General features: G+C 48.0%; 12 protein-coding genes. 6 read left to right on the top strand and 6 right to left on the bottom strand.

The features are described 5' to 3' along the window. Nucleotides 1–72: 72 nt before the first annotated feature. Together GWG06_RS04125 and GWG06_RS04120 are read right to left on the bottom strand one after the other, a co-directional pair. Nucleotides 73–1485: a SusD/RagB family nutrient-binding outer membrane lipoprotein gene (locus GWG06_RS04125; protein WP_160711517.1), complete on the bottom strand. Its 1413-nt coding sequence runs from the start codon at nucleotides 1483–1485 to the stop codon at nucleotides 73–75. A gap of 21 nt (nucleotides 1486–1506) precedes the next feature. Continuing rightward, on the bottom strand, nucleotides 1507–4557 hold the full coding sequence (locus GWG06_RS04120) for a SusC/RagA family TonB-linked outer membrane protein (RefSeq protein ID WP_160711515.1): 3051 nt from the start codon (nucleotides 4555–4557) through the stop codon (nucleotides 1507–1509). Between the two features lie 732 nt (nucleotides 4558–5289). Between GWG06_RS04120 and lnt the strand changes: the two genes are divergently transcribed. The 6 genes from lnt (at nucleotide 5290) to GWG06_RS04090 (ending at nucleotide 13606) form a co-directional block, all read left to right on the top strand. Next, nucleotides 5290–6897 (top strand): apolipoprotein N-acyltransferase, encoded by a 1608-nt coding sequence (lnt, locus tag GWG06_RS04115; RefSeq protein WP_160711513.1) that lies wholly within the window; start codon nucleotides 5290–5292, stop codon nucleotides 6895–6897. Continuing rightward, on the top strand, nucleotides 6878–7669 hold the full coding sequence (locus GWG06_RS04110; protein WP_160711511.1) for an alpha/beta fold hydrolase: 792 nt from the start codon (nucleotides 6878–6880) through the stop codon (nucleotides 7667–7669). The genes lnt and GWG06_RS04110 overlap by 20 nt, the downstream gene beginning before the upstream one ends. Nucleotides 7670–7702: 33 nt before the next feature. Continuing rightward, the gene (locus GWG06_RS04105) at nucleotides 7703–10321 is read left to right on the top strand and encodes a PKD domain-containing protein (protein ID WP_160711509.1); all 2619 of its coding nucleotides are present in this window, start codon (nucleotides 7703–7705) and stop codon (nucleotides 10319–10321) included. Nucleotides 10322–10499: 178 nt separating this feature from the next. Further along, the gene (locus GWG06_RS04100) at nucleotides 10500–12422 is read left to right on the top strand and encodes a T9SS type B sorting domain-containing protein (protein ID WP_160711507.1); all 1923 of its coding nucleotides are present in this window, start codon (nucleotides 10500–10502) and stop codon (nucleotides 12420–12422) included. Between the two features lie 109 nt (nucleotides 12423–12531). Continuing rightward, the gene (locus tag GWG06_RS04095) at nucleotides 12532–13287 is read left to right on the top strand and encodes an SDR family NAD(P)-dependent oxidoreductase (RefSeq protein ID WP_127042355.1); all 756 of its coding nucleotides are present in this window, start codon (nucleotides 12532–12534) and stop codon (nucleotides 13285–13287) included. A 157-nt stretch (nucleotides 13288–13444) separates the two neighbouring features. Next, entirely contained in the window at nucleotides 13445–13606 is a 162-nt protein-coding gene (locus GWG06_RS04090; RefSeq protein WP_158631587.1) for a hypothetical protein, read from the top strand. A gap of 131 nt (nucleotides 13607–13737) precedes the next feature. Here the strand turns inward: GWG06_RS04090 and GWG06_RS04085 are convergent, their stop codons facing one another. From GWG06_RS04085 to sov, 4 genes are all read right to left on the bottom strand, one after another. Further along, entirely contained in the window at nucleotides 13738–14943 is a 1206-nt protein-coding gene (locus tag GWG06_RS04085) for a sialidase family protein (RefSeq protein ID WP_160711505.1), read from the bottom strand. 5 nt (nucleotides 14944–14948) lie between these two features. Then, a complete protein-coding gene (locus GWG06_RS04080; protein WP_276529320.1) occupies nucleotides 14949–17234 on the bottom strand; it encodes a TonB-dependent receptor in 2286 nt (761 codons plus the stop codon). Nucleotides 17235–17312: 78 nt separating this feature from the next. Further along, a complete protein-coding gene (locus GWG06_RS04075) occupies nucleotides 17313–17684 on the bottom strand; it encodes a hypothetical protein (protein ID WP_160711503.1) in 372 nt (123 codons plus the stop codon). Between the two features lie 152 nt (nucleotides 17685–17836). Beyond that, entirely contained in the window at nucleotides 17837–25111 is a 7275-nt protein-coding gene (sov, locus tag GWG06_RS04070) for a T9SS outer membrane translocon Sov/SprA (RefSeq protein ID WP_160711501.1), read from the bottom strand. Nucleotides 25112–25139 lie beyond the last annotated feature (28 nt).

Raw genomic sequence — 25139 nt, 5'->3', positions numbered from 1 at the left:
AAGCCCCCTGATATGCTCAGGGGGCTTCTTCTTTTTATTCAATATCTCAAATAATCAAATAACTAAATGAAATTACTTGGTGTCCCACCATACGCGGGTAGCAATGCTGGTGCTTTTGTGTTCCGGTTGCGGATTGGCTATTTCTTCGTTGGAAGGATAAGGCCACCTGCGCGGAATGTAGTTTACGAAGGCATTTTCAGCCAGGCTCAGTTTAGGGAAACCTGTGCGTCTCCAGTCGTTGTATGTTTCGATGGAGAGGAAGTTGGCTACGTATTTTTCGTAGATGATTTGTTCCAGTGCGTTAGCTGCGGTGAGGGCAGGTCTGCTGTTAATGTAAGCCTGAGCTGCTCCCGTAGCAACACCCAGCATATTCATGTGTGCTGCAATAGCTTCTTTATAAATTGGTTCTGCCGCTGCTGCACCAGACATAATGAAGGTAGCTTCTGCTTTGATAAAAAGTGCCTCGGCATAAGTTGTCAGATAAAGGGCGGAGCCTTCACTGCCATAGAAACTATTGATGCGGGAAAGTGTCATATAGTCACCTACGGTTTTTGCACCGTTCATTTTGCCGACATAATTCACTCCGCTGGCATCTGTGGTTGAGATGATTGGTAAACGTGGGTCAGCAGTAGCTTTCAGGAAGTTGATAAATGTTTGTCCCATAACAAGACCACCCTGTCCGGATTCAGCATTTTTAAACCAGGGGTTTTCCTTCTGAGCAGCGTTCTGATATTGTACAGATGCATTCTGACCGTTACTGGTAAAACCACCTTTAGCCAATGCTTTCAGGGCGCTGTCTGCCTGTAGGGCAGGTGTACGGCCAGGAGCATTGGAAAGACGGAGATAAAACCGTGCTTTCAGCGTATAAATGAAGCTCTTCCATTTAGCCATATCACCCTGATAGATCAGATCATCATTTCCGGGTTTAATACCACTGGCTGGTTTATCTAATGCTACCAATGCTTCATCCAGCAGTTGCTGTATATTACGGTAAATAGATTCCTGGCTGTCGTATTTAGGCTTGATATTCTCCGGTACCTTAAATGCTTCAGAATAGGGAACGCTTCCCCATACGTCCGTTAATATTGCCAGATTAAAAGCTGTCAGGGTCTTACCAATGGCTACATATTCATTATGGCCTACACTGGCAGCCTGGTCCATCATAACCTGAAGGTTCTTCAGCGCATTAGGATAGATAAAAAATGTCCAGGTATTATCGACATCATTGGAAACTATCCTGTAGGACTCCAGGTGCGGAGCCTCCTGGTTAAGTGACAACTGTTGCGTCCAAAAAGCAGCAACGGTACCATTATACCCGCCAACTACCTGCGTTGTTGTAGTAAGAATAACAGGAGGCAGTATGAGTTTCTCAGAGACGCTAATCGGGTTGTTGGGATCCGTATTCACATCCAGGAATTTTTTACATCCTGTAACGCCCAATAGCGCAGTGCAAATTAATGATGCGGCTATATATAATCTTCTCATGATAATTTCTTTTTGTTTCTACTAGAAGGTTGCTTTTAATCCAATGATAATGTTATGATTGGATGGCACCATGAAGTTGCCGAATCCCTGACCATTTCCGCTACCATTCAGGCTCACTTCAGGATCAGATCCGGTGTAGTTTTTATGCAGGATAAAATTGGTACCGGTTACATTCAGTACAAGTGATTTGAATGGTGTGTTTTTTACCATCGTTCCGAAGTTATAACCTAATGACACCTGTCTTAACTTCAGATAAGAGCCATCTTCAATAGAACTTTCATCAACAGCTGAATAAATATTTCTATAGTAGTTTTCATCCAGCACAACTGCTTTATCATTTACTTTCTGTGTGCTTTCGATAATACCTTCAAAAACTTTGGTACTACCTCTGTTTTCAGTTGCTTTTGGCGTACCGTAAGTATACAGGTAGTAATTGTCCAGGTTCAGGATATCGCCACCGTTTTTATGATCGATAGTAAAACTGAAAGTAAGTGCTTTGTATGTGAGTGTGCTGGTAACACCTCCCAGCCAATTTGGTGTTACGTTACCAATGGGAATAGATTTATCGCCTACCTGTGGATAACCATCATCATCCAGTAACAATTGACCTTGCTCATTACGGATATAGCTGGTTCCAAGTATTACGCCATACGGCTGATTAGCAAATGCATAAATACCTGGGTGCGTAAACCCGGCAAAAAACAGGGAGTTCAGGTTATTACCCAGAAAAGTAACTTCATTCTTAATTCTGGTATAATTCACGTTGATATCCCATGTAAGGTTCCTGGTTTTAATCGGAGTTACACCTAAAACCACTTCCACACCCTTATTGGTCATATTACCGGCATTAAGCGTGGCGGAAGCAAAACCTGTAGCACCGGAAATCGGAGTACCGGTTGTCAGCAGGTCTTTACTTTTCTTATCAAAATAGCTGACATCCAGTGATGCCCTGTTCTGAAAGAATTTTGTTTCCAGGCCTACCTCAAACTCAGTTACCTTTTCGTTACGTAATGGATATGCATAGTTAGTAGTTAACTGGAAACCATTAGCGCCGTTAAACGGTAATTGAATATTCCCGATGGCATTGTGAACATAAGGATTGTTCAGTGAATACGAAGCCACATTGTCATTACCTACTGATGCATATGACGCACGGATTTTACCGAAATTGAGGATCTTGTTGGAAGACATTCCAAGCGCTTCCGTAAATACAAATCCACCGCTGATAGAACCGTAAGGATAGAACTGCTCATCTTTTGATAACACAGAAGATCCGTCATAACGCCCTGTCAACGCTAAAGTCAACATTTTCCTGAACTCTACGTTAGCCTGAGCATAAAACCCAACTTTGCGCTTCTTATAGTAGTCATAGTCTGCGCTTATGCTGTTGGTATTGGAAATGGTATACAGGCCTGGTGTCAGTAACTCTACTCCCTGTTGATAAGCAGTGTTGCTGTAATTGCTCAGTATATTGTTACCCAGTACGATATCTGTAGACCAATCTTCACCAAAATTCTTTCTGGCCTGGATCATCAGGTCATTATTGAACTGCTGGAATTGATTTTGTCTTGTCCATAATTTACCACCTTCATTGGTAGATCCGATTACACCAGTATTTTCATGATAGTCCAGATTATTCACATACATATCCGCACCGAGTCTTTCAGTAATCGTCAACCACGGGAGCGGATTATAGCTCAGGTTAATCACAGGAATAATACGGTTTGTTCTATCCCGCAATCCGACATTTTCTACTGCCCAATAAGGATTGTTACGGGAAGCACGGAATACACGCTGTGTACCATCAGGATTAGTGATAGGAAACGGATCCCAGGAAATAGGCGCTGAGTATATTGTCCACAGCGGATTAGCCAGGGCATTACCTTCCGGTAAACGGTGGTTGTCAGAAGAAATAAAGCTAAACTGAGTTGTCAGCTGTAAGTTCTTCGTCAGTTTTGTAGTGTATTTAGTAAAGAGTGAATGCCTGGAATAATCTGTTGCAGGCATAGTACCATCTGTTTTCAGGAAAGAGTACGAAACAAGATAGTTGGAATTATCTGAATACCCACTTACAGATATGTTGTTATCTGTAGTGTGGCCTGTTTTGAAGAAATCCTTTACATTATTACGTTTCTGCACAGGTTTACCATTATCAGTCAGACCATCAATAGCCGGCCCCCAGGATAAAGAGGTTTTTTTATTCTCTCCGTTGTAATAAACACCACCTGTACCTTGCGCATACTTTTCCTGGAACTTAGGCAGGATAGGATTTTCGAAAGAGTAGCTGGAACTTACGGAAACGGTTGGTTTACCATTTTTATTACCGCCCAGACCATTTTTGGTGGTGATGATGATAGCGCCCCTTGCAGCAGCAGAACCGTATAAGGCAGTTGCGGCAGCACCTTTCAGTACGTTGATGCTTTCGATGATGTTAGGGTCAATATCACTGGCTCTGTTCACGGTACCGCCGGCACTCAGCGCACCATCCGGATTACCGGCTTCGGTATTATCCATAGGTACACCGTCGATTACCATCAGCGCCTGGTTCTCACCTGTCAGGGAAGTAGTACCGCGGATCACAATCCTGGCGGAGCTTCCGGGCATACCGCTGGAGTTGGTGATCTGCACACCGGCTACTTTACCAGCGAGGGCGTTCACCATGTTATTCTGCTTCGCTTCCACAATTGAAGCACCTTTCACTTCCTGGGTAGCGTAGGTCAGCGTGCGTTTATCACGTTTGATACCCAGCGCTGTTACCACCAGCTCGTTCAGGGATTTGTTACCGGATTGCAGCACCACGCTAATGGGGCCGTTGCCTTCCGGCGTTATGGTCTGATTGGTATAACCTACAAAAGAAAATACGAGTGTTCCACCACTGGGAACCTCGATTTTGAAGGTACCATCAGCACCGGCAATGGTGCCTTTGGAAGTACCTTTCAGCAACACGTTTACTCCGGGTAAAGGAGTACCGTCTTTAGCATCAGTCACTTTACCGGTAACAGTGCGCGACTGTGCAAAGGCTTGCACAACACTGATGGCCATGAACAGCCACAGGAATAATCCTTTTTTCATTGCGATTTCAGATTTTGTAAGAGATTCAGATTTTTAGTATGACGTTTCAAAAGTGTATTTCTGAAGAGAAGTACCCCATAAGCAATTCGTTGGCAAACACCTCTCCGGTTTCAGTCTGGTATGGGATATTACTCTTGCTGGACTACTGTTTTTCCGATCATAAGCTTGAAAGTGTTTTGTGTTAGTTTCAGTTGATTTCAGGCATAGCAATCCCTGTAACATCATTGCACGAGTCTGATGATACCTGAAATGTTATATATAAAAGTTCGGGAATCAGCCACCCATAAGCAAAAGCTGGCAAAATTGTTTCCCGTTAACGAGTAAAATTAATCCGGTGTGAACTATTTGGTGATATAGAATAACTGCTTCTAACCGGTTGGCATTGTTGTTTTAAACAAGAACTTCCCCTGGAACAGATTTAGATTTTAGATGTAATTTTTGATTTAGATGATGATATTGGCAATAAGTTTAATGATAATGATTATTTCCAAAAGATATTCTTACTGTTACTGATTTGTGGTATTACGAGCTATTGTTTTCAGGAAACCAAGTTATAAATAATTGTTAAACTTTCCAAAGAGTTTAAAAATATTAATTTACCGGAGAAGGCCGGCAGGCAGGCTGCGACTGTCTTACTATCCGGTTAACTCCTTAAAACGGCTGTAATGGCGAAGCTACTTTCCTTATCTTCGCTGCGTTTCAACGCATTGGCTCATTCGTAATCCATCTTACATGAAGAATTTACTTTTATGTGTACTCAGTAGTGTGCTGCTTTGGCTGGCATGGCCTACCATGCCTGTTACGCCGTTAATCTTCCTGGGATTTCTTCCGTTACTGTATATCACAGAAAAAGTACGTCACCGCACAAAATATTTCGGACTGGTTTTTCTTTCCCTGTTATTATGGAATGTGGCAACTACCTGGTGGGTAGGCAATACCACCCTTCCTGCCAGCGGCGTGTTTGCCAATTCATTCAACGCCCTGCTGATGAGCATTCCCTGGCTCGCCTATAAAAACACACGGAAAAGACTTCCTGAAATGATGTCTTACTTCGCGCTGATCGTTTACTGGCTGACGTTTGAATATATCCATCAGACCTGGGAACTCAGCTGGCCCTGGCTGGTGCTGGGCAATGCCTTTGCCGGCCGTCCCGGATGGATACAATGGTATGAATTTACCGGTGTAAGCGGTGGTACGTTATGGGTGCTGCTGGCCAATATCGCCATTTACCAGGTATGGAAACGGGCACGCATATACGATCTTTCCATTGCGCAGATCCTACGCTACGAAATATGGAAACCTGCAGCCATCATAGTCATCCCGCTACTGATTTCCGCTGTGCTGCGTCCTTCACCGGACAACCCGGCGCATCATACCGGCGTGGTCATTGTTCAGCCCAACATAGATCCCTACGATGAGAAATTCACGGATAATACCGCACAGCAGCAGCTCGGGAAATTTATCCGCCTAACCAACGAAAAAGCTGACAGCAATACCCGCTACATCATCTGGCCTGAAACCGCCCTGTTTCCTGCCGGCGCATGGGAATCTCAGCTCAACTACCAGCCGGAAATTATGGCTATCCGCGACATGTTGCGCCAATACCCAAAAGCACGGCTGATCACCGGCGCCGTTACCATGAAACAATACAATCCCACGGATGAAGTGCCAGCCTCCGCCCGCTACATGCAGGACGGCACTCCCTGGGAACCTTATAATACGGCCCTACAGATTGATACCTCACAGCATATTCAGATATACCATAAATATGAACTGGTACCCGGCGTAGAATTAACACCATATGTACGGTACTTTTCCTTTCTGAAAACACTGGCGCTGGATTTCGGCGGCATCAGCGGCAGCTATGGGCGCACCCCGGCTGCACGGCTGCTTACCAATCCGGCAGACAGTATCAATGTTTTTCCCACCATCTGCTATGAATCCGTTTTCAGCAACTATGTGGGAGCAGGTGTGAAAGAAGGCGCTAACCTGCTGGTTGTCATCACCAACGATGGCTGGTGGGGTAATACGGAAGGCCACCGTCAGCACCTGCAGTATGCCAGGATCCGTGCCATAGAAACGCGGCGGTGGGTGGCCCGCAGCGCCAACACCGGCATTTCCGCCGTGATTGATCCCGCCGGAAATGTTTACCAGCCGCTTCCCTACTGGAAAGAAGGCGTTATTAATGCCAATGTAACTCCCCGGTATAATTATACGTTCTATGTAAAAAATGGCGATCTCATTTCAAAGGGTGCTATAATATTTTGTATCTTGTTAATCGTACATGCTTTTGTTTCACGATTTATTCCCGGCGTAAGACATGCGGAAAACAATCAATAACGGAACCCATAGCTACTATGATGAAGGTACAGGCCCCGTGGCAGTGCTCATTCATGGTTTTGCAGAGAACGGTAGTATATGGGAAATACAACAGGCTTACCTCAAGGACCGATACAGAATCATCACCCCTGATCTGCCCGGTACCGCTGACGTTCCGCTGACAAGCCCTCCTACCATGGAGGAAATGGCAGACTACGTATACGCGATCCTGTTAGCAGAAGGTATCAGCAAGGCCGTTATCATTGGTCACTCCATGGGCGGTTATATAGCACTGGCACTGGCAGAAAAATATCCGCAGCTCCTGCAGGGACTTGGACTATTTCATTCCACCGCTACTGCAGACAGCGACGAGAAAAAAGAAGGACGTATCAAGTCCATTAAATTAATGCAGCAGTACGGCAGCGAAACATTCCTGCGGCAGACATTGCCCAGCATGTTCAGCCCGTCGTTCAAAACAGCGCAGCCAGATCGTGTAGACGCATACGTACAGCTGTGCCTCCCTTGCCCCACGCCTTCACTCATTGCCTGGTACGAAGCAATGATGGCCCGGCCCGACCGCAGGGAAATATTAAAAAGTGTCACCGTTCCGGTGTTGTTTATCGTAGGAAAAGACGATAATGCCGTTCCGCCGGAATTGATTATTCCACAGATTACGTTACCCCGTATCAGCAGCATTCATATATTCGATGGCGTTGGCCACATGGGTATGTGGGAAGTATATGAAGCCTCAAACGTAATACTGCAACAGTTTATAGCTTTTTGCCAGAAATAGGTTTGCCCGGTATATCAACCAAAACTGTCCATTGTGAGAAAATTACTTTTCATAGTAATATGCCTGGTGTTTTCCCTGCAGGCGCAGGGTAGTCACATTATAGGCGGACAAGTATTTTACCGTTTTCTCTCCAAAACCGGTAACACTGCCAGCTATCAGGTAACACTGAAGCTATACCGCATCTGCGAAAGCGGCGAACGCATCGCAGAAATGCCCCCTGCCATTTACCTTGCCTCCTTCGATAAAAAAGATAACAGCTTCGTTTCCAGCTACCTCATCAACCGCTCCGGCTTTGAAGTAAAAACCCTCGCACAGATTGATCCCTGCATCATCAACCCGCCAAGGGTATGCTTCCAGGTAGGCACCTACGAAACCATTATAAACCTGCCGGTTAACGCGGAAGGCTATACGATCTCCTTCCAGAGCTGCTGCCGCGACGCCTTCATGGTCAATATTCTCTCCGATCCTATTCCAGGCTCCAATGACCGGGGCACCGGCGCTACCTACTTTACCGAAATCCCCGGAACAAACGCCATTGCTACCGGCCACAACTCCAGCCCCGCCTTCAATAAAGAAGAAGCGACGCTGGTCTGCGCCGATAAAAAATTCACCTACGACTTCTCCGCCTCCGATCCGGACGCCGACAGTCTTTCCTATGAATTCTGCGATGCCTACAAAGGAGGTCAGCTTACCGACCAGTCAGGCATCCCCCCCGTATCCGTATCTCCGCCCTATAATTTTGTTTCCTACAATAACCCTTTCAACGGCCAGTCGCCGCTGGGACCCAAAGTGAAAATAGATCCCAGAACCGGCATCATCTCCGGCATCGCGCCGGCGGCAGGTAAATATGTGGTCACCGTATGCGTCAACGAATTCAGGAACGGCGTGAAGATAGGAACACTGCGGAAAGACTTCCATGTGAACGTTACCAGCTGCGTAAAACTGGTGAATGCCGCCATGCCGGAGAAGTATGCCGACTGCAGCAGTTTAACCATCACCTTCCTCAACACCAGTACCGATGGCAAACCCTACTTCTGGGATTTCGGCGATGGCACTACCCTGCTGACCAACAGCAAAGCGCCGCTGCAACATACCTATACCAGAGAAGGTACCTATAAGGTTATTCTGTACGTAGACAAAGACAGTAACTGCGGCGACAGCGCCATCGCTACCGCCTTCGTATATCCGAGGTTCGATCCGGAGTTTACATCTGCCGGCGCATGTATGCAAAGGCCCACCACGTTTATTCCGGATATAACACGGATTGACAGGGGCTCCGTCGAATATTACCACTGGGACTTCGGCAACGGTGATACGACCAATGTGAAGTCACCACAATACCAGTATAAAGCTCCCGGCACCTATAATGTACAGCTCTTCCTGCGCTCTACGGTAGGTTGCGAAAAAACAATCGCCCATCCGGTCACCATTTATGACAAGCCGCCCTTTCTCGCTATCGGAGATACGTTACTCTGCTTCCGGGACAGCCTGCAAATGTGGGCGCAGAGCAATCTGCCCGGCACTTTCAAATGGTCCCCCGACAATTACAGGATACTAAATCCCACTACTCCCAACCCGGTTGTTTTTCCGCGCCAGGATACCAGTTACACTGTCGTGTTTACTGACAGACAGCAATGTACAAATGAAAAAACGGTACACATTGATGTAAAGGATACTATCCTTGTGCATACGATCGACGACTCCACTGTCTGCACCGGCGATGAAATACATCTCCGCTCCCAGGCGGATGATAAATACGCCTTCCGCTGGAGGCATATCAGCAGTAATACAGTTATCAGCAATACGGCAGATGCCCTTGTTACACCCGCTCCCCCGCAGCAGTCCTATGAGATAAAAGCTACCCTGGGCAGATGTCAGTCTGCCGATACGGTTACGCTCCGGGTAGTGGATCCTCCCAGGCCTACTGCAGCACCTGACACAACTATCTGCTTCGGTACCCCGGTCACGCTGCGGGCCACCGGCGGCGCTTACTACCGATGGTCGCCGTCATTCTATATCGATCAGCCGTCTTCCGCTGTCACCATAGCGCATCCGCCGGATACCACGCTTTACACGGTAACGGTAACGGATACACTGGGATGCCCCAAACCGGTAACCGCCAGCGCATTGGTACGGGTAGTGCCCAAAGTTCCGGCCTTCGCCGGCAACGATACTATTGTAATGCTGCACCAGCCCTTCCAGCTGCAGGCCAGCGGCGGCATACGTTTCGACTGGACCCCCTCCGACGGCCTGAACAGAACAGATGTATTCAACCCCGTTACTACCGCCAACAAAGACATCACGTATACCGTTACCGCCTACACGAAAGAAGGCTGCTCCGGGAAAGACGATATCTTCGTCCGTTTTATCAAAGGCCCCGGCATCTATATACCCAACGCCTTCTCTCCCAATGGCGATGGCATGAACGACATATTCCGCCCCGTTCCGGTAGGTATCGTCAAAATTGATTACTTCCGGGTATACGACCGCTGGGGAAAACTCATGTACTCCACCACCTCCTACATGAAGGGCTGGGACGGTTATATCAACGGCCTTCCCGCCAATCTCGGTACCTACGTATGGGTAGTGCAGGGCCAGGATATTAACAATCAAACCGTTCAGCAAAAAGGCACCGTCACCCTGGTCCGTTAGCATGTAGTTATTTTATTATTTGAGATTTGGTTATTTAAATGCAGTGAAGATTTTAGCGGAGATTTATCCGCAAATTTTCGCTGGGATCTTCGCTGCATTTAAATAACCAAATCTCAAATAATAAAATAACCAAATGAACTCTTTTTTTGTTAAATTCAGATAGCAGTTTCCCCAAATTATGAAGAGAGTCATACTACTGGTGTTGTGCTGCTGTTTGCTCCATCTGATAGCCGCAGGATACCATATCATAGGTGGCGAAATTTATTATAAGACATTAGGAATGAACGGAGATAATACACGCTACCGTTATCTCATTACCCTCAAATTATATCGCGACGCAGATTTCTCCTGCGGCGACAGGCAAGGTTGCATCGACAGGTTCGAAAATCCGGTTGTCGCAAATGTTTACAGACCCAATGGAGAGAAAGTACTGGCATCTGTTTACCTGTATATCAACCGCGTTGTTCCCCTCATAGATACGCTTAAAAATCCCTGCCTTTCTCCGCAGGCGCAACACCTGGATGTAGCTTTCTATAATGCTGTTATAGAGCTGGCGCCCGCTCCCGGCGGTTATTACGTTGCTTCGCAACGCTGCTGCCGCGGTGAAAAGCTCGCTAATATCTACGACTCTGAACATGAAGGCTCTACTTATTACACCGTTATTCCCGGTACAGAATCAAGACCCAATAATAACAGCGCCTACTTCAACAAGGATACTGCCATTGTTATCTGCAATAAAATTCCTTTCACCGTTGATTATGCCGCATTTGATGAAGATGGAGACAGCCTTACCTATAACCTCTGCTCTGCGCTGACAGACGGCACTATCGCCAATGAAACCAATTCTGCCACCCCGCCGCCGTACGATAAAACAGTGAGGTACATCCCTCCCTACTCCGGCAGTAATCCTATGGGGGGCAGTCCTGTTATTGCTGTTTCTGCAGCAGGGTTGATTACTTGTACACCTGACAGGCCGGGAAAGTATGTAATCACGGTTTGCGTGAATGAATATGATCGCGTCACGAAAAGACTACTGGGTACACACAGCAAGGATATTCTGCTGACTGTTTTTGATTGCCAGACAAAGATCGCTGCAGGATTCCCGCCGGTACTGAGCAATTGCTCGGAGTCACCTGAACTGCAGGTGGCTATGCCCAACTACAGTGTATCCGGATTTACGTCTACCTACTACTGGGATTTCGGCGATGGTACGGATACTACTACCGACAGTAAAAGCATCTTCTTTCATCAGTATCCGGATACAGGTGTGTATAAAGTGAAACTGGTGGTAAACCGTTATCTTACCTGCCGTGACAGCATCACCGGTGAAGTCCGCAACTATCCCGGGCTGCGGGCCGGCTTTACCAGCACCGGCATGTGTAAGGGAGATCCTATCAGCTTTGAAGATACTTCCACTTACCGGTACGGAAAAATTACCAGCCGGATCTGGGACCTTGGAATAAATAATTCCATACGGCTGACCGGGCGGAACGCCACCTACCGCTTTCCTAAAGGTGATGTATATACGATTTCGCTGACATTACAGACAGACAAACAATGTGAGAAAACGGTCACCAAAAATATACGGATATACGAAATCATCCCGTTCGCCGGTAATGATACCATCCTGGCCAGGGGGCAACTGATGACGATGAATGGCAGCGGCGGAGACATTTACTCCTGGCAGCCTTCCACCGGACTTAGCGATCCCACTATTGCCAACCCGGTGCTGAACTACAACCGGGATATTACCTTTACCCTCCGCGTTGCCAACCGGGAAGGGTGCTTCAGTTATGACAGCATCCGGGTGAAATACTACAAAGGTCCAGATATCTATATCCCTACTGCCTTTACACCTAACGGCGACGGACAGAACGACCGCTTCCGGTTTATTCCTGTTGGCATAGTATATTACAGGTACTTCCGGATTTTCAACCGCTGGGGACAGGAAATCTATTCTTCCACGGACTTCAGAAACGGATGGGACGGTACTGTCAAAGGTATGCCCGCCCCCGTGGATACCTACCTCTGGATACTGCAGGGTACCGACCTCTCCGGAAAGGATATCCAGAAAAAGGGTACGGTCACGCTTATACGATAAGATAGTTAATAAAGTACAACGCTATTTCCAATTAACCTGTTTAATTTTGCATCATTCCAAACTGCAGCCGGGTCTGTTTGCGCAGACTGGCGCACATAATCTTCTTCTCATGGGTATAGTTCTAATTACAGGCGCTACTGCCGGTTTTGGCCAGGCATGTGCAGAAACATTCGCCGCAAAAGGATTTGACGTTATTATCACCGGCCGCCGGAAAGACAGGCTGGAAGCGCTGCAGACACAGCTGACACAGGAATTTGGCGCCAATGTACTGCCACTTAATTTTGATGTAAGAGATGAAAAAGAGGTCGCCGCAGTGTTGGGTAACATTCCGGAAGAGTGGAAAGCCGTAGATATACTGGTTAATAATGCCGGACTGGCTGCCGGGTTAAGTACTATCGATGAAGGCAGTATCAGCGACTGGGATGCCATGATAGACACCAATGTAAAGGGGCTGCTATATGTTTCCCGCACCGTTATTCCCTGGATGCGCGCCCGCACTACCGGTCATATCATCAATATCGGTTCTACCGCCGCCAAACATGTATATGCCAAAGGGAATGTCTACTGTGCTTCCAAAGCCGCTGTAGATGCCATTTCCCAGGGTATGCGCATTGACCTGCTGCCCTACCGGATCAAAGTTACCGCCGTTCACCCCGGCGCTGCCGAAACGGAGTTTTCACTGGTACGCTTTAAGGGGGATGAACAAAAAGCCAAAGATGTATACAACGGATTCATTCCGCTCAGCGCCCAGGACGTAGCCGATGTAGTGTACTACTGCACCACCCTGCCGCCGCATGTATGTATCAACGACCTGGTAGTAACACCGCTGCAACAGGCCAACGCCTATTACATCGATAAAAATTAACACTTACATGTGACTGCATAGTTAAAGTTTTTATTCTATATTTGAAACCACTAATATGTTATTTTTTTGCCTAACGTTCCCTGTTATGCAGAAAAGTTTAAGAATGCCAATAGACTGAACTAAGACTGACTATCCATTTACTGAAAACCATATCCCTATGCTTACATTTTTAACTATGTACGTCTTGCGACTGTACTATCCCCGGTGGAAAGAACAGTGGCGCATTTATTTCGGCGGGTCCCGCAGAGGCAACTATGGCCGCTGGGCATCGCGTAAAGACTGGAGCAGCCAGGCGGGTTATTCTCTTGGCTACAGCTGAGTTACATTATTAATTGTGAATTAGGAATCAGGAATGATGAGTTAACACGAAGATCAAAGCGAAAAATGCATTTATTATCCACATTAATCCCCGCGATAACTCATCATTCCTAATTCTTAATTCATAATTTTTCAAAGATTTAGTTTCTTCACCACCACTTCTTCCCCTAACCTGTACCCTACTACCACCTGCTTTCCCGGAACAGTTCCTATTACCGGATAACCGGCATGTAAACTATCTGCCGTGATCCACCTGGTGGAGATCGTTTTTCCGTCGGGCGCCTTATGGCAAAGTCCTATTCTGCTGCCGAACTCGCCTTTCCATTTTACCGGCTCATCCCAGACAATAGCTATACCATCCTGCTGCGTGGTAACAATCTGCGGGTGCTTGGCCATGGGCGCCTTACTGAGAGATTCCTTCTGCGTATAGGTGTTGCCGTTATCAGCCGATGTAGCGTAAAAGACTCCCTGTCCGCCCCCCATGGTGAACCAGGCGGTATGAAGCCCATGGCTGTTGGCCGTGAGAGCCGGACCGGTATGCGGGCAGCCGTTAATGACCCAGTTGTCGGCACTGATACGCACAGGAACAGAAAAGGTGCTGCCTCTGTCGGTAGATAGCTGATGCACCATATCCCTGATGGAGTCATTGATAATATCCCGGTAAGCGAGGTGAATATCACCATTGGCTGCTACATACAAGCGCGTACGGCAGCACTGGCAAACCGTCTGCGCTACCGGCCGGGCTGACTGAAACCCTTTAGCGCCGGCCGTAGTGGCAAAATACAGCGTAGAGCCTTCTGCCCTGGTATCTTTACGGTTATCCAGCCAGATGGCTGCCGCCTCCCCGTCAGGAAGCAGCGCCATATCAAAATATCGCTGATCGTAACCAGCCGTATCTGTTACCAGCGGCTGCGCTGCCTCCCATGTACGGCCGTTATCCGGTGATAAGGCATACATTACTTTCCCGGCGTATTTATTCCGCGCGTCATGCTGCTCTACGCCAAACATCACTACCATGCTGCCGTCAGGTTTATAGAGCAGCTTAGGCAGGTTCTCCGCATGAGGATACACACCGGCCGTTACGGGAATTTTTACAGGATCCAAAAACGTATATCCGTCATCGTTAGATACCGCATAATACATTACACCGGTAGTTGCGGCACTGTCATTTTCCACCCAGCTCACGACTATATTCCCTTTAGTATCGCGGGTAATATAAGGACAGGAAGCTATCGCGCCGGGATGCGATAATACCAGTGCATCTTCCTTTGTCGTCTTCCTGTTAAGTCCGCAGGACAACAGTCCTGCTATCATCAGTAAAATTATTCCCTGCTTCATTCCTGTTATTTTTTTCCGGTGAATGTATATGCAACGCCTATATTAAAAGTTTGTCTGGGCCCAACACGGTAACTTTTTCCGTAAGCCGTCTTCTCTGCTGTGGTGGCATACAATCTGTCCCCTGCATTCATACAGTTTACCCAGCATTCCAGCCCTTTCCACTGATACCCTGCGCGTATATTGAACAGTTCATATCCTCCGTATTTCGCAGTGTTGGCGGCATCCATAAAATAGCTGCCTACATGCTGCCACTCCAGGCCCAGGCGCAAACCATTAAGCAACGCGGGTTTCCAGGTTACCTCAGTATTGGTAATCCAGCGGGGCGCCCCATTCATCTCATTGTTATCATATATTTTTCCATTCTCCGTATAGGCGTTGAAGATATGCCTGGCGAAAGTACCGCTGCTCCGGAAAAAGAGGCTGCGCCATGGCGTATACCGCCCATTCCATTCAATCCCCTGATGGGTGGTAGCGCCGGCATTACGGTTCTCGTAAGATCCGTCGGCATTACGCACACTTACTATTTCATTCGATCCTTTCATCTGATACACACTAACATCCAGGTAGCCTTTGTGTCGGGCAAATTCCAGCCAGCCGCCGGCTTCATAGTTATCATAGGTCGCCGGTTTCAGCACCGGTGTCTTCACCCCACGATATAACTCGGAGATATTGGGCGGCGCAAAACCTCTGCTGTAATTAACATACACCCCACGCTGCTGTCGCAGGTTATATGTCACACCCAGCTTGGGGGTCAATGCATTAAAATTATTCCGTTCGCTGGGAGCGCCTGTAAATGCAGAGGGAGGCAGGTGATTATCGAAATTATAATCCATACGGTCATAGCGCAATGCCGCTACCACCCGCATATCGGCTACCGGCGTAAAGGAAAACTGCGTATAGGCTGCTGTATTCATCAACCCTACGTTGTAGCTTGTCAGCACAGAATCAGTGGCGCGGTAACCTACATAATAACCGTCGGCATTCCTGTCTATATCAATAAAGTTGGAGAAATAGTCAGCCGGACTGTAATCTGCGCTGACACCAGCTATCAGTGATGACTGCAACCACCTGAACTGTTTTTTATGTTGTATAATTACACCATAACTATAAAATCCGTCACTATTGATTTCACCTTTTGCCTTCAGTGAGTTGGGGATATTTTTAATAGCATAGAAGGGATTCTGTCCGATAACACTATGACGGAAGAAGCCCGTAAAACTCGTATGGTTACTGCTATTCCACGTATGATCCCAGGTACTGCGTATGCGCAATGCCTTTACTTCCCTGTAGCTGAAGGTTTGAAAATTACTGTAGTCTTTGGCAAAAAAATGGGTACTGTCCAGCCCGCCGGTCTGATCTGTTTTATAATTTATCAGGGTGGCAGCAGTCGTCCATTTATTCTTTTCATTGAGCTGTAAGTCCAGCCGGGCAGTCAGCGCCAGCTTATGAAAATCGCTGTGATCCATGTAACCGTTCTGTTGACTGGCGTAATACCCACCGATGATAAATCCTGCTTTACCTTTGGTATCAGACACACTGAAATCAGTGCGTTTGTATCCCCAGTTGCTGGCTTCCAGTTGTACTTTGGCAGTAGGCACCAGTGTAGGCGTAGCCGTTATAAAATTCACCGCGCCGCCTACGGCTTCGCTGCCATACAGGGAAGAGGCCGGTCCACGGATCACCTCTATATTACGCAGTGCCGCCATATTGATTTCTATGAGCGCATTATGGTTAAAATCACCGGTAGTACGGATCGGAATCCCATCTTCCAGGTAGAGGAACAGGCTCTTGTATCCTATCGGCTGCCGGATGGCCATGGTATGCTGTTCATTGCCCAGATCCACCATATATACACCGCTTACCTTATTGAGTACTTTATCCAGCGTGGTAGCCTTGGTTTCCTGCAGTGTCTGCGGTGAAATAGTGCTGATAGCTACCGGCGCTTCCGTCCGGTATTGTTTATCCCTTGATGAAGAAACAATCACTTCATTCAGGTTGGTAGATACCGGTTGCAGGTAGATGACAGACAAGTGTTCTGCTTCGGTAACCGTCATCTTCCTGGTTACATATCCCATAAAGGATAACTGCAATGAATCTGCCTGCCGCCGGACAGGCAGGAAAAATTTCCCCTGCGCATTGGCTGTACAGCCACTTCCATCCGGTATCATCTTAATATTCACTCCTGGCAGAGCTTCCCGCGTTTGTGCATCGGCTATCCGTCCCTGTAGCTGTTGTGCATGACTCATCTGCACGACAATACAGGCAATGATGAGTAAACAACATTGTTTCATAATGTCATAAATAGTTACATGCCCGCCAGTGGCAGTGCACGTTGGTTTGTCAGTAAAATAAAGGAGGAGGGTCAGTATTTAGCAAACCTGCGGCTGTGGCGGATGGAAGATGGAATAAACAGGGGAAACAATAAGAGGATTGCAGTAAAAGCTGCTGTGCTGCAGCATTTCATCAGGAGCATCCAGCTGCAGTGTTGGTATGGCATTCACGAACATTACCTCAAAACGTTCTTTGCCCATGTTACTGTTTTTCTCCTGACGGGTATCCCGGTCCAGCTTCTTTTTCAGATAGCACTTACCATTACAATGCATTTCCGGCTTGCTCCTGTTCTCACAAAGTACCTTTGCAATATAGGACTGCTGCGCCTGAAACTGCATCACAATAAGGCTCTTGCTGAAGTTCTGCAGCAAAAGACCCAGGGAGATGCACATGACGAGGAAGTATTTCACGGAACAAACCTACGATATTAATTACGAATTACGAATGATGAATTGCGAATGGACAGCGAAGATTTAAGCGGATCAGGGGTAACTCTTTCGCTTAAATCTTCGCTGTCCACTCGCAATTCATCATTCGTAATTCATAATTAACAACCATATTCTTACTGCGACAACACAAACCTAAACGTTATCCCTCCTCTGGTATTCGTTATCGGGTATGCCGTAGAAATAACCGGTATGGTTTGTCTGCGGTCGTAGAAGAAGCGCAGATTCAGGCGGTTGTTTACAACATAATCTATGGAGGGGGCGATGCCTATTACTTTCTGGCCACTGGTGGGGATAACCAGATCGGCATCGAGCCTGTTGTTGGCGGTTTTGTCGTCACGGAAGCTCAGGTCCAGCCGGAAGTTCAGGTCGTTCTGCAGGCGCTTGCCTCCGTCTTTGCTGAAGGAGAAGGGCAGCTGCAGGCCGCGTACACGGTAACCTGCGCCCACTACTATTTCGCTGGAGCGTAATTCTGTCAGCTGGTAGTCGATCAGGCTGAGGCTGAGTGAACGGCTCTTCCTGAATTCGAAACGTGCATTCAGGCTGTTGGTAAATGTGAGGTCCATACCGAATAACGGCGAGAACTGCTCTGTGAGCGTGAGGTTCGGCACCAGGAAATATGGATAGTAGTTGCCGGACAACGTATCCCTGAAAGCCGGATAGCCAGCCAGGCGCGGATCTTCGTAATACATGGAAGTATTGTACGAGTTCATGCTCAATGAACCGATATAGGCATGTGTAATGGTGAAGTTGGTCAGGAACTTACGGAAAGGCTCCAGTTTGGTTAAACCATTATAGGTTACACGCCAGTTGGGTTTGGGAATGAAATTCCGGAACGGATTGCTCTTCACGCTGTTGGTAGCGCCTTCCATCAACCCTATCTTATCCGGGGCTTTGCCGGTGTAAGCCGCCAGGAAGGCTGGTATCAGCACATCCTGTGCATAACGGGTGTACCCGTAGGCATAGGACGGATCTTTCGGATCATTGGCCGGAACATTCGGATCCCTGTTATATGGATTGAGCGCACCCAGTCGCTTGGAAATGATGTTACGGTATGATTCAAAATTCCGGAAGGTCTGAGAGATGCCGTCGGTAGTATTGATCTTTCCGAACATCGTTTTAATGGCGATGTAGGTTATTTCAAATCCGCCGGCGTCGTATGGGCTGAGATGCTGGAAGTTCACAGGGTCTGTGAGGTTTTTGAACATCTCCGTATGTGTTCTGGTAAACGACTTGGTCATATTCAGATCAATACGCAGGTCATTGAATGGCTCCAGCTGTGCCTGTGCATCCCAGCGTTGGGTGAACTGCTGCTGATACTGAATATTGAATAAGGTATCCGGTGTTACCAGTCCTCTTTTTGCGAAATCGTCCAGCCATTTTTTATCTGGCTGCTTACCCAGTACAAAGCCCAGCCCCGGCGCCATAGACGCCCAGTTCATACCCAGTATCTTGGAGCTGTCTATATAACCTGGCAGACGGGTGCCTGCATTTTCGTTATAGTTGAAGCCGATACGTTTCAGCATCATCAGCGGTTTCAGCAGTCCTTTCACCCATGGTGAGATTTCAGGTGCTGCCTGTTGCTGCTGCGATTGCTGCTGTTTGGTGACTGCATTATTATTGTTCGGGTTGTTATTGTTATTGTTGTTCGCAGGTTGTTTGCGGGTGTTGATTTCCCGCAGGAATTTAGATTTGTTGTACAGATCTACGAACTTGAATTCTGCTGTCAGTGTTTTCTGCTGGGTGTTCTCGATGGCGTTACCAAGGTATATAGCCAGCCTCGAAGCCGCTATCCAGCGGTATTCCGTACTATAGCCGAAGTTGATGTTTGTCCAGCTCAGCGCCGGGAACTTCTGCGTAGGCAAGGTATACGTGAAGTTGGCATTGTGCATGTAGGTCGTATTACGGCCACCTCTGAAGAAGTTGGAGCGTACCGTATCTTTCTTCTGCGAAGTATTGATTCTACCTGCCGGTTCATCTATACGTGAGTTATTCACTGCATTGAATTCGATATTGATACTGCGGGTGATGTCCCATTTCAGCGTATAGTATCTGTCGAAGGTGAAGTACTTGTCGTATGTTTCAGGAAGCTGGTATTTCACATCGCCGCCAACATTACGGATACGCGCAGCGCCGAACTGGCGGGTAATATCCGCCCGGAAGCTGACGATAGCCGGTACATAATTGACATTGAAATCCCGTATCAGATCCAGCCAGCGCGTTTTGGCTTTAAGGAGTTTTTTGAACGGCTCCAGGTAATGTGGCTGTCCCGCATAGTTGTAGCCCAGTCCCCCGCGATGTTTAGTCAGCACGTCGCTCTGTATAAGCGGGTTATGCCTGTTTATCTGCGAGAAGGAATAGCTCACATCAAAATTCTCTATATCCCAGATATGCCGCTTACCCTGCCGCATATTGAGTTTGCGGACATTGGTAAAGTTCAGGCTGGTAATAGAGGTGAAGTCCTGCGCGGCCTTGCGTATAGAATCTTTTTCCGCGCGGCTCCTGGCCAGTGCCAGTTTATCTTTCAGTTTTATATCCAGATCATAGGGATCATATTCCGGATTGCTGGCAGATTGTGAATAGCCTGCATATACCGGGATAGACATGCCGGCATTTTTCGGTAATAATTTTCCGAGATCAAGGTTAGCGGCGGCATCGTACTGCAGGAAGTTATCACGGAAACGTTCATTCACGCGCTGGTCTATGTTTCCGAATCCGGAGGTATGCATATTACCCGACACCGAAATGGTTCCCAGGTCTGCCAGCTGTACGTCTACCCTTGCCAATGCGGCATAGCCACCTTTTTCATCAAAGTCGGACAGGCGTAATTCATTCAGCCATACTTCCGCACAGCGTGGCTGGCCATCATCTTTCGGGTTGAGAATACCGATCATCATGTTCCGCGCGTCGCCCAGGCTTGGGTTACCCACAATGGACATGAAGTTGCCGAATTCGTCAGCCACCGGAATTTTCGGATAGGCTTCCAGCGGAGAACAGGAATCGCACATGTTACGTTTCTGTTTCAGCTGGCTGAGGCGCTGCATAACGAGCTGCATGTTATTGCTTTCCGGCCAGATTTCTGTAGCGGACTTAGCATTCCAGGATGTTACCTTCAGCGGAATACGGTATTCGTAGTAGTTATTTACAAAGTCGCTTCCGATACGGATGACTGCATGTACCTGTCCGTCTTTCAGGGAGTTCACGTTCTGCACTGCTTCTGCGTGGAGGTACATTTCCATTTTCTTGTACTGGCGCAGATCCAGGTTCAGTGTTTTATACAGGGCGCGGATTTCGCCGTCTTTCAGGTTACACACCTGTACGGACAATGCCTGTTCGTTCAGCTGCAACGTGGTGTTGTTGGTGCTGATGGTATTCTGGCGTACCACGCCCGGAGGCATCACGTACGGAATGGGCGTACGGGATGAGTTTTCTTCGATATTTACGGCAGATGAGTTAAAAGTAGTTGTCTGATCTAACGGAACAGGATCGCCGGGCCGCAGCTCATACATGTACCTGCGCCACTGATTACGCACCAGTTCCAGTTTAGCGAAACGTACTACCACCGGATCATTGAAATTGGTGAGGAACATACGCATGAAGCGGATGGATTTGAAATCCGGTATATTGCCCACTTTGGTATCGAACTGGTTTACGGGTACTTTAAACTGATACCAGGTTTCTGTGGTTTTGGTGCCGTTAGGGAGATCTACTGCGGCGTCTATTTTATCCACGATGAAGTTGCTGCCCACAGCCATATTCGGCTTCAGGTCCACGCGGTACTGGAAATATTCTTCCGTTTCATTCATGGTATTATCCCTGTTCAGGTCTTCTGATTCCGGGATATTGGTCGCCGCATTGGAGAACTGTGATTTAGGATCAGATACCGGGGAGTTACCTTCCGGGTTGCTGTAATTTTTATAACGTCCAAGGATGTCTGTACGTGCAGCGTCATATTCTGCGTTGCGGTAATGTTTATAGTCATCGTTCGCAGGGTCCCTTCTTGCCAGGTCCATTACCGGGCTGCCGCCGAAGTTCATGTTCATGGAGTCCATGTAACTTTTGAAATAGTTGGCTTCGTCGGAAGACCTCAGACCATCATATCCTACGTCCTGGAAGGCGCGTATATTGGGATCGTTATCGAAAGCCTGGGTGATCTGCTGCTGGAACTTAGGCTGACGGCCCCATTTGGAGGTGTCAATTTTATTCGGGTCCACGTTGGGATCAGGCATACCGTTCTCAAAGAATTTCTTGGAGTCCTTGAGAATATCTTCAGAAACGTTACCGAGGTTGAAGTATAGTGATCCGCCGGTGCTGTTGGGCGATTTAATAAACGGATCCTGAATCCAGAATTCTATGAATTCAATGTTGGCGGTTTCGAAGTCACTGTTATCAATAGCGCGCATAATACCGCCCCATCTTGACTGCGGGCGGGCCAGGCGGCCGTTTCGGTCCATCTGGATCGGACTGCTGGTAAAGTTATAAGGTCCCCGCTCGGTCGGATAGTAGGCCAGGTCAAGGGTGCTGAGCTGGCTCTGTCCGAAGTCGGTAGAGCGGTTACGGAATACTTCCTTCTGATACACGAGCCTTACGCGGGGATCAGACTGATCGTCCACGGAGATGCCTGCAGGCAGGTTAGGCGATTTAGGTATCTGTAAGGTAGGTTCAATGATATACCATGCCAGTTTGGCCCTGTTTTTCCCATAGTCGAGCATGTTATTGAGGTCGGCCTCGGGGAACAGGATGCTGCCGTTGGGGGAGGTAGCGCCTTTCGGCGTAGATGCCAGCGCCCAGGCGGTTGCCGGGAATTTCAGGTCATAACCGCTTTTCACCCCTTCAAAGTCGTCGATGAAGGCTGTTCCCTGTTTGCTGCCGGGCTGGTTAATCAGTTTACTGTGGCCGGGGAAGAGGCGGGCCACTTCACCGGTGAACAGGATGCTGGAAGGAGCGGTAGTGCTGTAGTTAGGCAGCTTATCCAGGAATCGGGTCAGCCCTTTCCAGTCGGAGGCATAGTTTACGTCAAGGCCCACCATCGTGTTTTTGATGGGGTCTTCGCCGTAGTTCACCTTCTGATAGTAGGGGCGTTCGCTCATACGTACCACGGTACCGCCTATACTGAGTTTATCGTTGACCATATAATCCAGGCGGGTACCAAAATAGTTCCGGACCTGTTGCCCGAAGAGGGCGTTATTCTCAAACTGCACGTTGATGGGCACACCGGAGTTGAGCACACCGCTGTTGATGATTTTGAGTCTGCCCAAGTTATAGTCGATGATATAATCCACGTTTTCACGGAGCTGCTGTCCGCCGGCCGTTACCACCACGGATCCTGGCGGAATGGTGATACCGCCGCCGAGGTTGATTTCGGAGGAGTTGGCAGACTTATACGACCCACGTATCACATAGCGGTTCAGTTGCGGAAACTGCTGGGCTACCACCTTGATGGAGTCGTACAGTACCTTATACATATATTGTTTCTCCAGGGCCCCGTCTCCGCCGAAGGATTTGCGTAAGCCATCGGAGAAGGGTTCCAGCACCGGGAACATGATTTTTCCGGTGAGGGAATTTATCGTGTAGCCTTCTACGTAGTCGAAAACGCCGTCCGGCTGCGGATCGAGCTGGTTGTTCAGGCGGTCCAGGTTGAGTATGGTGATGATGGGTGCACCTGCATAATCGCCTTTGGCGTCAGGGATATATCGTTTGTCGCTGGGTGGTCTGCCTTCAGCGCCGGGGTCTTTATAAAATACATCCATACGGAAATCTTCCTTATTCACCTGGAAGGCGCCGGTAGCATAGATGTTTTTCATCATGAGGTCCCATATCGGGAGCGTTGGCCTTGCGGAGGTGGCCTTCAGTAATTTCAGGAACAGTACAGGCTGGTTGGCGCTGTTGTTCTGATCCGGCGGCACGTCCTGGGAGAATTCACCCACCTGGTATACGCGGCCGTTATACGTGTACTGGTAGGCAACTGCCAGCACTTCATCCGGCTGCAGCTGCTGATTGAGGGAGATGAAGCCCAGTTGTTTATTGACAATATACTCTGTGGAGTCCAGTTTGCGGGCGAAGGTCTTTTCAAACTCCGACACCGGTTTCAGTCCCAGGGCCAGGAGGCGGCTGACTACCGTACTGGTTCTCCGGCTGCCGGGATCGGATACCAGGTTGCTGTACAGGTTGTTGGTTCCTCTGTCCGGCAGTTTATTGCTGGTATTTACGATAATGCTGGTGGTATTCCAGGGTTTCTGTTCACCGAGGTCCATCAGACCAACGATATCACGGGTCTGCGTGGTGGCGCCGGTTTTATTGGTGACCCATACCTCTATCCTGGTGATGTTGGCCAGGGAGCGGATAATGGGGAGGTTAGACATCGCGTAGTTGAAGGTGTCCCGGAAATACTGTGCCAGGAGGAAGTGCCGGTTATCTTCGTATTCATCCGCCCGGATGTTGTAATCCTGTACCATGGTACCGCCTTTCAGCATCAGGTTCTGCTTCTGCGATTTCTGGTTAGACAGTACGCTGGTAACGGTAAGGCGGCCGAACTGCAGCTGGGTTTTCACCCCGAAGAGGGACTGAATACCGGAGATGAGCGAGCTGCGCAGCGGGAAGCTGACGTTACCGGCTTCTATTTTCTTGATAATTTCGTCCGGATAGCCGGTATATTCCAGTTTTACCTGGTTTTCAAAATCGAAGGTAGACTGGGTATTGTAGTTGGTGATGAGTTTAAGTTTATCCCCGATACGGCCTGTCACGTTCATGTTGATGCCCATATCGAAGTTAAACCCGCCGTTTTTGCGGGCCTGTTCCACCAGTACGGGGTTTTTGATATTCTGCCCCTGGTAACCGAAGGTAAGGTCCAGGCTTCCCTGCGGGCGTATATCTACCTTGCTGCCGCCGAATATGCGGTCAAACAGGTTATTCCCGTTATAGAGCTGGGGCCCTATACCTCGTTGATTGAGATTACCCAGTGCACTGGCTCTTTTCTGCCAGTAGTTCCTTTCGCTTTGGGCTGATTGGAGCTTATAGAACTCGTCGAAGTTCATATAAGTGGGGTTACGGTAATACTGGTTACCGATTTTCTCCTTAACGGTGTATTCTTTGGTAACAGGATTGTATTCTACAGTTTTGTTGATGTTTGCCGGGTCATTCAGGTCAATAACGCTCCTGGACGCGGGTTCCGAAATAGTGGGGCCGCGTCTGTCTTTCAGGGGGTATTTCAAGGTATCTTTTTTCCCGGTAGTATCGATTTTGGTATTACCAGTAGTTGTAGTGTCCGACTTCCAACTCTTCTTACTTACAAATTTTAAATTCCACGAACGATCCCTTGCGGCAGTGTCAACAATGATAAAAGATACAATTCCTATTACTGCAAAAGCACCATAGTAAGTCTTTCTTGCCAAGAAAAATAGGTTTTTATAGAGGTCTTAT

Origin of the sequence: Chitinophaga solisilvae (assembly GCF_009928525.1) — a bacterium.
Lineage (GTDB): Bacteria > Bacteroidota > Bacteroidia > Chitinophagales > Chitinophagaceae > Chitinophaga > Chitinophaga solisilvae.
This window is presented reverse-complemented; position numbering and strand designations above follow the sequence as displayed.

What these genes read in the sequence shown, in the direction of transcription:
- GWG06_RS04125 (WP_160711517.1), bottom strand. Translation starts at nt 1,485, where the DNA reads ATGAGAAGATTATATATAGCCGCATCATTAATTTGCACTGCGCTATTG.
- GWG06_RS04120 (WP_160711515.1), bottom strand. Translation starts at nt 4,557, where the DNA reads ATGAAAAAAGGATTATTCCTGTGGCTGTTCATGGCCATCAGTGTTGTG.
- lnt (WP_160711513.1), top strand. Translation starts at nt 5,290, where the DNA reads ATGAAGAATTTACTTTTATGTGTACTCAGTAGTGTGCTGCTTTGGCTG.
- GWG06_RS04110 (WP_160711511.1), top strand. Translation starts at nt 6,878, where the DNA reads ATGCGGAAAACAATCAATAACGGAACCCATAGCTACTATGATGAAGGT.
- GWG06_RS04100 (WP_160711507.1), top strand. Translation starts at nt 10,500, where the DNA reads ATGAAGAGAGTCATACTACTGGTGTTGTGCTGCTGTTTGCTCCATCTG.
- GWG06_RS04095 (WP_127042355.1), top strand. Translation starts at nt 12,532, where the DNA reads ATGGGTATAGTTCTAATTACAGGCGCTACTGCCGGTTTTGGCCAGGCA.
- GWG06_RS04090 (WP_158631587.1), top strand. Translation starts at nt 13,445, where the DNA reads ATGCTTACATTTTTAACTATGTACGTCTTGCGACTGTACTATCCCCGG.
- GWG06_RS04085 (WP_160711505.1), bottom strand. Translation starts at nt 14,943, where the DNA reads ATGAAGCAGGGAATAATTTTACTGATGATAGCAGGACTGTTGTCCTGC.
- GWG06_RS04080 (WP_276529320.1), bottom strand. Translation starts at nt 17,234, where the DNA reads ATGAAACAATGTTGTTTACTCATCATTGCCTGTATTGTCGTGCAGATG.